Raw genomic sequence first — 13,651 nt, forward strand, 5'->3', positions numbered from 1 at the left:
GGCCCTGCCGCGCCCGTCGCCCCGCAGGCGCCCTCCGAGAGCACCGCTCCCGACACCGAGGACGCCCCCACCGGAAGCTGATACCCGACCACCCGCCCCGGTCGCCCGGGGGAACGCCGACGGCCCGGAGGACACTGTCCCCCGGGCCGTCGGCGTCCGTCAGCGCGCGTCGCGGCGGCGGCGCGTGACTCCGAGCGCGAGCGCTCCGCCGGCGAGCAGGGCGAGGGCCGCCGCGGCGGTCCAGCCCGTCTCGACGCCGGTGCTCGCGAGTCCCGAGCCGGTCCGCGGAGGAACGGCGCCGGCCGGAGCGGGAGCCGGCGTGCGGGTCGGCTCGGCCGTGGACGGCGCGGTGGGCTGTGCAGTGGGCTGCGCGGTCGGCGCCGTGGTCGGCTCATCCGTCGGCGCCACCGTCGGCTCGACAGTCGGCCCCGGAGTCGGCACCGTCCCCGTCCCGAACACGGACTCCGCGGAGCCGAGCGATGCGAGCACCGTCTCGCCGTTCGCGTCGTCCACGCCGTCGTTGTCGGTCACCGCGAACACCTCGCCGGAGCCGGTGATCCCGAGACCCTCGAGCTTCTCCTGGGTCCAGCCGTTCCCGGCCTGCAGCGCGGGCAGCACGTCGACCGCGAGCGTCTTCTCGAGCATCGGCAGCGTCTCGCCGACCGCCGCGCCGGCCTCCGTCGGCAGCGGCACCGTGTACACGGCCTTCAGCGCGGCGTCCGGCCCGTTGAGCTTGTCGCGCTCGATCACCGCGAGCGTGCCCGCGGGGGTCAGCGTGATCTCCGAGAGCCCGTTCCAGTCGCCGTCCGCCCCGGACACGGCCTCCAGCGGGTAGCCGAAGAAGCTCCAGCTGTCGGCGGCGACGTCGTAGCGCCCGATCCGGACCACTCCGTCGGCGTCGATCGAGGCCTCGCGCTGCAGCGCCGTCCAGACGATCTCACCGGCGGCGCCGTCCTCGAGGGTCACTCCCTCGAAGCCCTGCTTGCCCAGCGCGGTGGCGAGCTCCGCGGGCAGGGCGATCCGCTCGGTCACCGCGGCGTCCGCGTCGAGTCGCAGGAGCGCGTTGCCGTCGCCTGTCCCGCCCTCCGTCACGGCCCAGAAGCCGCCGTCGGCGCGGGCGGCGATCCCCTCCAGATCCAGAGCGGCGGGCTCGCCGCCCTCGGTCACCGTGAGCGTCGTGTCGAGCAGCGCCGGCGAGACGGAGGTGTCGATCGAGTGGAGGGTGCTCGGCGCGTAGGCGCTGTCGCTCACCGCGTACAGGCGGTCGGGCGCCGCCGGGTCGGTCGAGAGGCCCGAGAGCGCGCCCCAGGGCAGCGGCGATCCGTCGACGTCGGCCGACAGCACGGTCGGGAACGCGGGGGCGGAGGCGCCGAGCGCGTAGAGCTGCACGCTCGCGCGGACGGCGGCCTCGGCGTCGTCGGTCTCGCTCGAGACGACCAGCAGGTCGCGCTCGGGCAGGGCGAGCAGCCCCTCCGGACCCGGGGTCGACGGCAGCGCCTGCACGAAGCGCGGCGCGGTCGGCTCCGACACGTCGTAGACGGCCACGAAGTTGGCCCGCTCGGCGCCGACGAACACGTAGGGGACGCCGTCGAAGGTGGCCGAGAGCAGGCCCTCGGGCTCGGAGCCCTTCGCGTCGGAGCGCTTGTCCGGGTAGAGCCCGAGGCGCACCGCGAGGTGGTCGAACGAGTTCCCGGCGTCCCACTGCACGGCCCCGGTCGCGGCGTCGAGGATCGACCAGCCGCGCGTGCCGCCCTTCCAGTCGCCCTCGTTCGCGATCGCGACGTGGTCGTCGCCGACCCAGCCGATCGCGTCGGGCTCGCGCGGGACGTCGGTGATCGAGCCGGTCAGCGAGATCGAGTCGTCGTCGAGCGTGTCGATGCCGCTGACGGAGGCGGTGCCCGCGGTGTATGAGGCGGTGACGGAGCGGGTGGCCAGGTCGACGATCGCGACGGCGTTGTTCTCCTGCAGCGTCACGGCGACGGCCGTGTCGGCCGGGTTGATCGAGACGTACTCGGGCTCCGGGTCCGACGGGGTGTCGAGGCCGGCGAGACCGGTGAGGTCGACGTGCTCCGGCACCCAGGCGGAGGGGTCGCCCGCGAGGTCCATCACCACGAGCTCCCCGGCGGGCGCCTGCGGGAGGTCGCCCTCCTCGCCGCCCTCGGGGGCGAGGTCCTCGTCGCGCTGGTTCTCGATCGCGATGACCGCGGTCGAGCCGTCGGTGGTGACGTCGATGGAGTCGGGCTGGCCGCCGAGCTCGATGCTCGCGACGGGCGCGAGGTCGTCGGCGTGCAGCACGCTGACGTGGCCGGAGGGGTTCGCGAAGTCGCCGTCGCTCGTGTCGACCACCGCGAGGACGTACTCGCCGGTCGCGTAGACCGAGGTCGGCTCGCCGCCCACGCCGACGCCGCCGAGCGGCTCGGGGGAGTCGGGGTCCGAGATGTCGAGGACGTCGATGCGCTGCCCGGCGGAGTCCGTCGAGTAGACCAGGCGGCCGTCGGGCGACGCGCTCGAGATCTCGGCGACGGCGGAGTCTGCGGACGGGTCGGCCGCGTTGAGGTAGGCCGGCACCGTGGCGATGCGGGTGAAGAAGGAGTCGCCCGCGGCGGAGGCGGGCAGGGCCGCGGCTCCGAGGGTGCAGCCGGCGAGGGTGACGGTGAGGGCGAGGGCGGCGGTGCGGGTGCGGGTGCGGGTGTGACGAGAGGACACGGGTCTCCTGAGCGGCTTCGAAGGAACCCGCCCACGCTGGCCGCCCCCGGTGAACGCCCCGCCGCCCGCAGGTGTCCGCCCGGCGAACGCGCGGTGGCGGAGCCGCGACCGGGCGGGGGTCTCGAGACGCCGCGTGCCGCAGTCCGCCGCACGGACGCCTCGAGATCCGCCAGGCGGCGTGGTCAGCGCGCGAGGCCCTCCGCGGCCGAGCCCCAGGAGCCGAGGGCCGCGCGGACGCGCTCGTCGCGCGCGAGCGTCAGCGCCTCCGCGTACCCCTCCTCCAGCACGTCGTCGAGCCGCACCCGCGCGCCTGTTTCGGAGGAACGGACCGCCGCCTCCACCATCGCGAGGCTCCGCACGTTCGAGTGCACCTCGCCCGAGGGGACCGCCCCCGAGCCCAGCACTCGCACGAACTCCGCGAGCGAGCCCGCGATCTCCTCGGGCACGGGCTCGAGCGCGGCGGTCCGCACCGGCTCCGACTCGCGCGACTGCCACTCCGGAGCGCCGTCGCCGTCCCAGTGCGCGGTGCCGCCGGCCCCGTTCACGCGCCAGTCGCCGTTCCACGAGGTCTCGAGGCCGTCGGCGCACCAGCTGCCGGTGTAGCTGAAGCGCACTCCGCCGGCGAACTCGAACACGGCGCTCGCCGCGGCTCCGTCGGCGTACCAGCTCCAGCCCGGGTTGTACTCCTCGCAGTAGACCGCGACCGGGTCGCTGTCGAGCAGGTACCGCGCCGCGTCGAAGGCGTGGATCGCCATGTCGACCAGGAGCACGTGGTCCATCTCGTCGCGGAAGCCGCCGAAGCGGGGCGCCTTCGCGAAGTGCACGGAGGCGGTGCCCAGCTGCCCGAGCCCGGCGATCTGCTCGCGGAAGGCGGTGATCGCCGAGTAGTAGCGGCGCGACTGGCTGGTCATCAGGAGCCGGCCCGAGGCCTCTGCCGTCGCCGCGAGCACCAGCGCCTCGGCGATGGTCGGAGCGATCGGCTTCTCGGAGAGCACGGGCAGCCCGGCGAACAGCGCCTCCGAGCTGACGGGCAGGTGCGCCCGCGGCACGGTCACGTTGACCACGGCGTCGGCGCCGGAGCGCGCGGCGACCTCGGCGACGGAGGTGCCGACCGCGACCGGGCCGACCCCCTCCTCCTCCGCGGCAGCCGTCGCGAGGTCGACGTCGAGGTCGACCAGGCCGACGAGCTCGGCGTCCGGGGAGTCGCGGATGGTGCGGATCCAGGCGCGGCCCATCGCGCCGGCGCCGACCTGGACGAGGCGGACCGTCATCGGACGAGCGCTCCCTCGTAGTCCTGGCCGTTGTGGAAGTCCTCGGTCTCGTAGCGCTGCAGCACCGGGAGGCGGCGCTCGGGGCGCGAGGAGCGCACCCACTCGACGCCGTTCGCGATCACGCGGCGCACCTCGGCCTGGTGGTAGACGGGGTAGTCCTGGTCGCCGGGGGAGAAGAAGAAGATGCGCCCGTGGCCGCGCTTCCAGGTCATGCCGGAGCGGAAGACCTCGCCGCCCGTGAAGGTCGAGAGGAACACGAGCTCGTCGGGCGCCGGCACGTCGAAGAACTCGCCGTACATCTCCTGCTGCGGGATCAGGAAGGGGTGCGGGATCCCCTGGGCGATGGGGTGCGTGGGGTCGACGGTCCAGACCAGCTCGCGGTCCTGCTCCGAGCGCCAGCGCAGCGTGCAGGTGGTGCCCATGAGCTTGCCGAAGATCTTCGACCAGTGGCCGGAGTGCAGGACGACGAGGCCCATGCCCGAGAGGACGTGGCGCTGGACGCGCTCGACGATCTCGTCGGAGACGTCGCCGTGGGCCATGTGGCCCCACCAGACGAGCACGTCGGTGGCGTCGAGGACGTCCTCGGTGAGGCCGTGCTCGGGCTCGTCGAGCGTGGTGGTGGAGACGGAGGCGCGCTCGCCGAGGTTCTCGCGGATGCCGTCGGCGATCGTGCTGTGCATGCCGTCGGGGTAGATCGCGCGGACCTTCTCCTCGATCTGCTCATGGCGGTTCTCGCCCCAGACGAGGACGCGGACGGGGGAGGAGGGTGTGGTCACGGTGTTCCTTCTTCGACGGTGGAGACGGTGCGGCAGTGGGCGGCCCGACACGGGGTTAACCGCTTTACCGGCCGCGTCTCCTAGGATGCGGGAGACGTCCGCCCCGCGTCAACCACGGCCGGGCGGCGCGAGCGGAGGAGGCGCGGTGGCCACGATGAGGGATGTCGCGCGCCTCGCGGGGGTCTCGATCGCGACGGTCTCGTTCGTGGTCAACGACACCAAGCCCGTCTCGCCCGAGACCCGCGAGCGGGTGCGGGCGGCGATGCGCGAGCTCGGCTTCCGGCCGCACGCCCTGGCCCGCGCCCTCGCGCGGCGCCGCTCGGGGATCATCGCGGTCGTCTACCCGCTCGTGTCGAGCCGGCCGCTCAACACCGCCACCTCGTTCCTGCTCGGAGCCGCCGAGGCCGCGGCGGAGCAGGACCACTCGATCGTCCTGTGGCCGACGGTCGGCGGCTCCGACCGCCTCGCCGACCTGCGCGCCGACGGCCTGATCGACGGCGTCGTGCTGATGCAGGTCACCAGCGAGGACGAGCGCGTGCCGGTCCTGCGGGACTCCGGCACGCCCTTCGCCCTCATCGGGCGCACCCGCGACCCGTCCGCCCTCGACTGGGTCGACATCGACTTCGAGGGCATGGTCGAGGAGGCGCTCGGCCGGCTCGCCGGCCTGGGGCACGCGCGGGTGGCGCTCGTGCTCGGCCCGGACCGCGACGCCGCGGCCGACTTCGGCCCCTACGCGCGCACCCAGGAGGCGTTCGCACTCGCCTGCGCGGCCCGCGGCGTCGAGGGCGTGCTGCTCCGCTGCGAGGAGTCGCCCGCCGGAGGCCGCACCCTCGCCCGCTCGTTCGACCCCGCCTCCGCGACCGCCGTGGTGATCGTCAACGGGGGCGCCGCCGTCGGGTTCGCGCACGAGGTGCGGCACCGCGGGCTGCGCGTGCCCGAGGACCTCTCGATCGTCCTGCTCGCCTCCGACCCCGACGTCGCCGACCTGGCCGACCCGGCGCTCGACCTGCTCGTCGCGCCCGGCCGCGAGCTCGGCCGCCGCGGAGTGGAGGCGCTGCTCGCCCGCCTCGCCGACCCGGCGGCACCGCTCCTCCAGGAGCGCATCGGCGGCCCGTGGCGCCCCGGCGGCTCGGTCGCCCCTCCGCACTGACGGGCGCCCCGGGAAGCCCCGGGAGCGCGCGCTACGGCACGATCGAGTCGATGTAGCCGCCGTCGACGCGCACGGCTGCGCCCGTGGTGGCCGAGGCGAGCGGGGAGGCGAGGTACGCCACCATGTGGGCGATCTCCTCCGGCTCGATGAGGCGCTTCAGCAGCGACTGCGGCCGGTGCAGGCGCATGAACTCGCGCTGCGCCTCCTCCCACGGGAGCTCGCGGTCGACCAGCTCGTAGACGAAGTCCTCGACGCCGCCCGTGTGGGTCGGCCCGGCGAGCACGCTGTTCACCGTCACCCCGGTGCCGGCGGAGGCCTTGGCGAAGCCGCGCGAGACGCCCAGCAGCGCGGTCTTCGACACTCCGTAGTGGATCATCTCGGCGGGCGTGACGACGGCGGAGTCGCTGCCGATGTAGAGGACGCGGCCCCACTCGCGCTCCATCATCCCCGGGAGGTAGGCGCGGGTCAGGCGCACGCCGGTGAGCACGTTGACCTCGAAGTAGCGGCGCCACTCGTCGTCGTCGATGGAGAGCGCATCGGCGGAGCCGAAGATCCCGAGGTTGTTGACGAGCACATCCACGTCGGCGGCCGCCCGCAGGAGGGAGGCCGTGCCCTTCTCCGTCGACACGTCGGCTGCGACTCCGCGCACCCGCGCCTCCGGCACCGCCGCGCCGACGGCCTCGATCGCCCGGCGGATCGACCGCTCGGAGCGGGCGTTCACGATCACCTCGGCGCCCGCCTCCGCGAGCGTCGTCGCGATGGCCAGCCCGATGCCCTGCCCCGACCCCGTGACGAGGGCCGTGCGCCCGGTGAGATCCAACCCGATCATGCTGCTCCGCTCCGCGCCGCCGCCCGCCGGCCGCGCTCGGGGTCGAGCATGCCACCGAGCCCTGACATCCGGCCCACTCCCGGCTGAGGACGCCCGCGGGTCGCCGCGGCGTCGCTCGGAACGGCGGAGACCGTTGCCAACCGGACACTCGTGCGTTACGGTCTAATCAATCGGCAATACGTATTACCCGCGGGTAGTAGGCCGATGACCCAGACTGTCGACGAGGACGAGGCGGACGCGTGACCCCGATGCAAGCAGATGTCGCCGTGATCGGCGGCGGACTCGGAGGAGTGGCCGCGGCGATCGCCCTCGCCCGCAACGGCCTCTCGGTCGTGCTGACCGAGCAGTACCCGTGGCTGGGCGGTCAGCTCACCTCGCAGGGCGTCCCGCCGGACGAGCACGCCTGGGTCGAGCAGTTCGGCGTCACCGCCGACTACCGGCGCCTCCGCGACGGCATCCGCGGCTACTACCGCCGCAACTACCCCCTCACCGCCGAGGCGATGCGCGACGACCGCCTGAACCCCGGCCGCGGACTCGTGAGCCGGCTCTGCGCCGAGCCCCGCGTCGCCGTCGCCGTGCTCGACGAGATGCTCGCCCCCTACCGCTCGAGCGGAGCGATCCGCGTCGTCACCGGCGTCGTCCCCTTCGCCGTCGACGGCGGCCCGGGCCGGATCGAGCGCGTCCTGCTGCGCGACGCGGTCTCGGGCGAGGAGCTCGCCGTCTCCGGACGGTACGTGGTCGACGCGACCGAGACGGGGGAGCTGCTCCCCCTCGCGGAGGTCGACTACGTCACGGGCTCCGAGTCGCGCGACGAGCACGGCGAGCCCAGCGCTCCCGCCGTCGCCGACCCGATGAACGTGCAGGCCGTCACCTGGTGCTTCGGCTTCGACAGCGCGGACGGCGACCACACCATCGAGCGCCCGGCCGACTACGACTACTGGCACGAGTACGAGGTGCCGTTCTGGGGCGGGAAGCTCCTCTCCTTCACCGCGCCGAACCCGAGGACGCTGCGCCCCGAGACCCGCACGATGCACGTGAACGCCGTGGGCGACACCCGCACCGCGGACCAGCGCGCGCAGGGCGGGGACACCGACCTCTGGATGTTCCGCCGGATCCTCGCGACCGAGACCCTCCGGCCGGGCGCGCTCGACAGCGACATCGTGCTCGCGAACTGGCCGATGCTCGACTACCTCGACAGCTCGATCCTCGACGTGCCGGAGCCGGAGAAGCACCTCGCCGGCGCCCGCGCGCTCTCGCTGTCGTACTTCTACTGGCTCCAGACCGAGGCGCCCCGGCCCGACGGCGGCCGCGGCTGGCCCGGGCTCCGGCTCCGCGGCGACGTGATGGGCACCGCCGACGGCCTCGCGCAGGCCCCCTACATCCGCGAGTCCCGCCGGATCCGCGCGCTCACCACGGTGCGCGAGCAGGACGTCTCCGTCGCCGCCCGCGGGACGGGGAGCCCTGCGCGCTTCGACGACTCCGTCGGCGTGGGCATGTACCGGATCGACCTGCACCCGACCACCGGAGGCGACAACTACCTCGACGTGGAGTGCTCGCCGTTCGAGATCCCGCTCGGCGCCCTCGTGCCGCGCACCCCGACGAATCTGCTGCCCGGGGGCAAGAACATCGGGACGACGCACATCACCAACGGCGCGTACCGCCTCCACCCCGTGGAGTGGAACATCGGCGAGGCCGTCGGCGAGCTGGCGGCCCTCGCCCTCGCCGAGGACCTGTCGCCCCACGAGATCGCCGCCGACCCCGCCCTCGTCGCCCGCCTGCAGGCGAGGCTCGAGTCGCGCGGCGTAGAGACCCACTGGCCCGACGTCGTCGGGTACTGACCGGGAACACCGAGAAGACCATTGGAGAAAGAGAGACGATGAGACCAGCGAAGAAGCTGATGGCCTCGCTCGCCGCAGTCGGAGTGATCGCCGCCCTCTCGGGCTGCGGCGCCGCCGGCGGCGGGGACGACTCAGCACCCGTCGCTCTGAGGATGTCCGTCTGGACCTCCGACGAGAAGCAGCTCGCCCTGTTCGACTCGATGGCCGACGAGTACATCGCCGACCACCCCGAGATCGAGTCCGTGACCTTCGAGTCCCTCCCGTTCGCGGACTACAACTCGACCCTGACCACGCAGGCCGCGGGCGGCAACGCCCCCGACCTCGCCTGGGTCGGCGACATCGCGAAGGACCTGATCGACGCCGGAGCACTCGCTCCGCTGACCGAGACCTTCGAGGGGACCGAGGGCTACGAGTACGACGACATCCTGCCCAGCGTGGCGCAGTCGTTCAGCCAGGACGGCGAGCTCTACGCGTACCCGTTCTCCAACTCGCCGTTCGCGCTGTACGTGAACCAGGACCTCATCGCGCAGGCCGGGCAGACCGTCGACCCCGCGACGCTCAGCTGGGAGGACGTCGACCGCATCGGCGCGGCCGTCAACGAGTCGACCGGCAAGGCCGGCTACATCATCCGCGACTTCGACTTCTCGGGCTGGCTGAGCCTCGCGAACCTCTGGGCGGGCTGGGGAGCCCAGCCGTGGAGCGACGACGGGACCCAGTGCACGATGGACTCGCCCGAGATGGTGGAGGCGTTCCAGTTCTTCCACGACTCGGTCTACGTCAGCGGCGCGACCCCCGGACCCGGCGTGACGGCGGACTTCTTCGCCGGCGACGCCGCGTTCACGACCGCGCAGGTCTCGCGGGCGAGCCTGCTCGACGGCTCGTTCCCGTTCGAGATCTACCCGCTGCCCGTCGGCCCCGCCGGCGAGTACGGCAACATCGGCCAGGCCGGCATGGCCGCGCTCGCAGGCGGCGACCACGTGGAGGAGGCGACCGGCTTCCTCTCGTTCATGACCAACCCGGAGAACTCCGCCAAGCTCGCGCAGTTCTTCCCGCCGCCCCGCGAGTCGCTGCTGTCCGGTGAGGAGCTGGCGAAGGTCAACACGCGCCTCAGCGCCGAGCAGCTCGACCGCGTCGTGGTCGACGAGCTCGCCGACGTGTCCGCCACCCCTCCGGTGACGAGCCCCGCCGAGATCACCTCGGTCGGCAAGACGGCGCTGGACCGCATGTGGTCGGCCGACGCCGACGTCGCCGAGGTGCTCGGAGGCGTCTGCGACGCCATCGCGCCCGTCCTCCAGGGGAAGTGATCCCGTGACCGCGACCTCGACGGACAGCCGCCGATCCGCTCCCGCCGGCGCCTACTGGAACCTCCGGCGCCGCGACGCGCTCGCCGGCTGGCTCTTCATCGCGCCCCAGCTGCTCGGTGTGATCGTGTTCGTGCTGCTGCCCGTCGGGCTCGCGGTCTGGTTCAGCCTCAACGAGTGGAACGTCTTCACCGGCTCCATGACCTTCGTGGGCGGCGAGAACTACGAGCGGGCGATCAACGACCCGAGCATCGGCGCGGTGCTCGGCACGACCGCGGTCTTCTCCGGGGGAGTGGTCGTCCTGAACCTCGCCCTCGGGCTGGGCCTGGCCGTGCTGCTCAACCGGAGGATCCCGGGCGGCGCCCTGTTCCGCACGCTCTTCTTCTCGCCCGTCGTCATCTCGGTGGTCGCCTGGACCCTCGTCTGGGGCTTCCTCCTCCAGGACAACGGCGCGATCAACGGCCTGCTCTCGCTGGTCGGCCTCGACGGGCCGAACTGGCTCCAGGAGGGCCCCACCGCGATGGCGAGCGTCATCGTCACGCAGGTCATCCGCAGCGTCGGCGTCAACATGGTGCTCTTCCTCGCCGCGCTGCAGGGGGTGCCGGGCGACCTCTACGAGGCGGCCCGGCTGGACGGCGCGAGCCCCCGCGCGATCTTCTTCCGGATCACGCTCCCGCTCATCTCGCCCACCCTGCTCCTCACCGCCATCCTCACGATCGTCGGATCGCTGCAGGCGTTCGCGCAGGTCGCCGTCCTGACCGAGGGCGGGCCGGAGCTGTCGACGACAGTGCTCGTCTACTACGTGTTCCAACAGGCCTTCGAGTTCAGCGACATCGGCTACGGCGCGACGCTCTCGCTGATGCTGCTCCTCTTCGTCCTGATCCTCACGGTCGTGCAGTGGCAGCTGCGCAGGAAATGGGTCTTCTATGAGAACTGACGCCGTCGTCGAGCAGGGGACCCCGCTCACGCCACGCCTCGAAGCCGTCCCGGAGCCGCCCGTCAAGCGCCGCCGCGGCCGCAGCCCGCTCATGACCGCCCTGCTCGTCGTGACGCTGATCCTGCTCGTGCTGCCGTTCGCGGTGCCGACGTTCTGGATGATCGCCTCGTCGTTCAAGCCGGTGAACGAGATCTTCTCGAACCCGCCGACCCTGCTGCCGGACTCGCCGAGCCTGGCGGGCTACGCCGAGGCGTTCCGGTTCCAGCCGTTCGCGCTCCAGTACTGGAACAGCCTCTACATCGCGGTCACGGTCACCGTGGTCACGCTGCTGGTGTCGAGCCTGGCCGGCTACGCCTTCGCCCGGATCCCGTTCCCAGGCCGCAACGCGGTGTTCCTCGTCGTCCTGACCGGCCTGCTGGTGCCGACGGAGGTGACGATCATCCCGCTGTTCCAGATCTTCCGGCAGCTCGGCTTCATCGACACCCACGTGCCGCTGCTGCTGGTGCCGATGGTCGGAGCGCCGGCGGTGCTGGGCACGTTCATCATGCGGCAGTACTTCATCGCGATGCCCGGCGAGCTCGAGGAGGCCGCGCGCCTGGACGGCCTCGGCCGCTTCGGGATCTGGCGGCGCATCTTCCTGCCGCTGTCCAAGCCCGCGCTGTCGGCCGTCGCGATCCTGACCTTCCTCGGGTCCTGGAACATGTACCTCGAGCCGACGGTCTACCTGACCTCACCCGAGCTCTTCACCCTGCCCCAGGCGCTCACCCGCTTCACCGACGCCTACGGCGGGGAGATGTGGGACGTGCAGCTCGCCGCGGCGACGATGACGGTCGTGCCCGTGCTGGCCGTGTTCCTCCTCGCTCAGCGGCAGTTCGTGGAAGGGCTCGCGCACTCCGGTCTGAAAGGCTGACCCGGTGTTCACGGATCGCCCCCTCGCCGCCCTCCGCGAGTTCCGTGCGGAGGTCGCGGAGCCCGACGACTTCGACGCCTTCTGGCGGGCCACCCTCGCGCTCGGGCGGGAGGGCGGCCCCGCCGTGAGCGCCGCGCCGGTCGACGCGGGCCTCCCGCTGGTGCGGGCGCGGGACGTGCGGTTCCCCGGCTTCGCGGGCGAGCCGATCGCCGCCTGGCTGATGACCCCCGCGGTCGACCCGGGCGCCCCGCTCCCCGTGGTGATCGAGTACCCCGGGTACGGCAGCGGACGGGGCCGTCCGATCGAGCACCTCTGGATCGCCGCCGCCGGGTACGCGCACCTGGTCGTCGACGCGCGAGGCCAGGGAGCCGGCCGCCTCGCCCGCTCCGGAGCCACCCCCGACCCCCACGGCAGCGGACCCGCGTACCCCGGGGTCACGACCCGCGGCGTCGAGTCGCCCGAGACGTACTACTACCGGCGCCTCATCGCGGACGCGGCGCTCGCCGTCGACGCCGTGCAGGCGCTCCCCGGGCTGGACTCGGACCGCGTGTCGGTCTTCGGCGGCAGCCAGGGCGGAGCGCTCGCGACCGCCGCGGCGGCGCTGCGCCCCCGGGTGCGCGCGGCGATCGCCCTGGTGCCCTTCCTCTCCGACGTCCTGCGCGCGACGACCGTCACGAACGAGGCGCCCTACGTCGAGATCGCCCGCTACCTGGCGACCCGCCCCGAGGACCTCGACGCCGTCGAGCGGACCCTCTCCTACGTCGACGGCGTCCACTTCTCGCGGCGCCTGCGCTGCCGGGTGCACCGCTCGGTCGGCCTGATGGACCCGATCTGCCCGCCCTCGACGGTCTTCGCCTCCCACAACGTCTCCGGCGGCGAGACGTCGATCGACGTGTGGCCGTACAGCGGGCACGAGGGCGGCGGGGTCGGCGACCGCGAGCGGGCGCTGGAGGTGCTGCGGGAGGTCCTCGGGTGACCGCGCGGGCGTGACGCCGCGTCTCAGGACGCCGGCGCCTCCTCCATCCCGAGCCGCATCGCCAGGTCCATGGCGCGCAGGCGGGCCGGCGAGACGTCGTAGGGCAGGCTCCGGATGATCTCGCCGGCGCTCCGGGCGCGGGAGCCCTGTGCGGGATCGGGGGCCGGCGCGGGGTCCTCGGGCGGGTGCGCCTCGTCCCACGCGTCGAAGATCGCCTCGTCCTCCTCGAGCTGACCGGACTCCTCGACAACGCGCATCAGCCGGGCCTCGAAGGCGTGCCGCTCCTGCGCCACCTGCTCCACCCGGGGGTCGTCCTCGGCGACCGTGTCGTCGAGGGCCTCCTCGGCGGCGTCGACGCGGTCGGCCTCCGCCCGCAGCGCCGGATCGGCGGCGAGGACGACGAAGCGGCCGGCCTGGGAGACGGCGCCCAGCGGGCCGAACATCCGCTCGGTGACCAGCAGGGTGTCGAGGTCGGCCTGGCGCAGCGAGCCCTCGGGTGCGCTCTCGAGGCGGCGCGAGACGATGTCGTCGAGCAGCCCCAGCCGGCCGCCGAGGGTCCGCATGCGCCGGACCGAGGCCCGCTTCCGCTGCAGCTCCTCCTCCTGCGCGGCGAGCGCGTCGTCCAGCCGCGCGAGGACACCCGCGACCTCGTCCTCGCGGTCGGCGCTGTCCTCGGCGCCGGCCGGGGCTGCGACGGCGAAGGCGTCCCGGACGTCCTCGAGTGCGACCCCGGCGTCGGCCAGGCGGCGGATCCAGAGCAGCCGGATGATGTCGTCGTAGCCGTAGCGCCGACGGCCGTCTCCGCCCCGCTCGCGCTCGGGGAGCAGGCCGAGCCGGTGGTAGTGGCGGATCGCCCGCGGAGTGACGCCGGCGAACGCGGCGGCGTCGCCGATCTGCACCTGGCGGGGCGGGGCGGGGAACGACTGCATGAGGGACCTCTCCGATCGGGACGGTGTG

General features: G+C 73.4%; 11 protein-coding genes. 6 read left to right on the forward strand and 5 right to left on the reverse strand.

The window, feature by feature from the left end; translation table 11 throughout:
* Window positions 1-159 precede the first annotated feature (159 nt).
* The 3 genes from C5C49_RS11150 to C5C49_RS11160 all read right to left on the reverse strand — a co-directional run bounded on the left by C5C49_RS11150 (window position 160) and on the right by C5C49_RS11160 (window position 4,753).
* A complete protein-coding gene (locus C5C49_RS11150) occupies window positions 160-2,706 on the reverse strand; it encodes an esterase-like activity of phytase family protein (protein ID WP_104346183.1) in 2,547 nt (848 codons plus the stop codon).
* Window positions 2,707-2,888: 182 nt separating this feature from the next.
* The gene (locus tag C5C49_RS11155) at window positions 2,889-3,977 is read right to left on the reverse strand and encodes a Gfo/Idh/MocA family protein (RefSeq protein WP_104263301.1); all 1,089 of its coding nucleotides are present in this window, start codon (window positions 3,975-3,977) and stop codon (window positions 2,889-2,891) included.
* Window positions 3,974-4,753 carry a ThuA domain-containing protein gene (locus C5C49_RS11160; RefSeq protein WP_104337939.1) on the reverse strand — a complete coding sequence of 260 codons (780 nt, stop codon included), beginning with the start codon at window positions 4,751-4,753 and terminating at the stop codon, window positions 3,974-3,976. The genes C5C49_RS11155 and C5C49_RS11160 overlap by 4 nt, the downstream gene beginning before the upstream one ends.
* A gap of 154 nt (window positions 4,754-4,907) precedes the next feature.
* On the opposite strand from C5C49_RS11160, the gene C5C49_RS11165 reads away from it, so the two are divergent.
* Entirely contained in the window at window positions 4,908-5,903 is a 996-nt protein-coding gene (locus C5C49_RS11165; RefSeq protein WP_258061427.1) for a LacI family DNA-binding transcriptional regulator, read from the forward strand.
* A 31-nt stretch (window positions 5,904-5,934) separates the two neighbouring features.
* Here C5C49_RS11165 and C5C49_RS11170 read toward each other — a convergent pair whose 3' ends face one another.
* Window positions 5,935-6,729, reverse strand: coding sequence for an SDR family NAD(P)-dependent oxidoreductase (locus tag C5C49_RS11170; protein WP_104339128.1), 795 nt, complete (start codon window positions 6,727-6,729; stop codon window positions 5,935-5,937).
* A gap of 251 nt (window positions 6,730-6,980) precedes the next feature.
* Here C5C49_RS11170 and C5C49_RS11175 point away from each other — a divergent pair, with 251 nt between their 5' ends.
* Genes C5C49_RS11175 through C5C49_RS11195 form a run of 5 tightly spaced genes read left to right on the forward strand, consistent with a single transcriptional unit; the run spans window position 6,981 to window position 12,694 of the window.
* On the forward strand, window positions 6,981-8,570 hold the full coding sequence (locus tag C5C49_RS11175) for an FAD-dependent oxidoreductase (protein ID WP_104346210.1): 1,590 nt from the start codon (window positions 6,981-6,983) through the stop codon (window positions 8,568-8,570).
* 38 nt (window positions 8,571-8,608) lie between these two features.
* On the forward strand, window positions 8,609-9,874 hold the full coding sequence (locus C5C49_RS11180) for a sugar ABC transporter substrate-binding protein (protein ID WP_104224315.1): 1,266 nt from the start codon (window positions 8,609-8,611) through the stop codon (window positions 9,872-9,874).
* Window positions 9,875-9,878: 4 nt separating this feature from the next.
* Window positions 9,879-10,808: a carbohydrate ABC transporter permease gene (locus C5C49_RS11185; RefSeq protein ID WP_104234014.1), complete on the forward strand. Its 930-nt coding sequence runs from the start codon at window positions 9,879-9,881 to the stop codon at window positions 10,806-10,808.
* Window positions 10,798-11,718, forward strand: coding sequence for a carbohydrate ABC transporter permease (locus C5C49_RS11190; RefSeq protein WP_244229554.1), 921 nt, complete (start codon window positions 10,798-10,800; stop codon window positions 11,716-11,718). The genes C5C49_RS11185 and C5C49_RS11190 overlap by 11 nt, the downstream gene beginning before the upstream one ends.
* Window positions 11,719-11,722: 4 nt before the next feature.
* Window positions 11,723-12,694, forward strand: a complete 972-nt coding sequence (locus tag C5C49_RS11195) for an acetylxylan esterase (RefSeq protein WP_104346184.1) — start codon at window positions 11,723-11,725, stop codon at window positions 12,692-12,694.
* A 23-nt stretch (window positions 12,695-12,717) separates the two neighbouring features.
* Here C5C49_RS11195 and C5C49_RS11200 read toward each other — a convergent pair whose 3' ends face one another.
* Window positions 12,718-13,623: a MerR family transcriptional regulator gene (locus C5C49_RS11200; protein WP_104346185.1), complete on the reverse strand. Its 906-nt coding sequence runs from the start codon at window positions 13,621-13,623 to the stop codon at window positions 12,718-12,720.
* Window positions 13,624-13,651 lie beyond the last annotated feature (28 nt).

Origin of the sequence: Rathayibacter sp. AY1E2 (assembly GCF_002932325.1) — a bacterium.
Taxonomy (GTDB): Bacteria; Actinomycetota; Actinomycetes; order Actinomycetales; family Microbacteriaceae; genus Rathayibacter.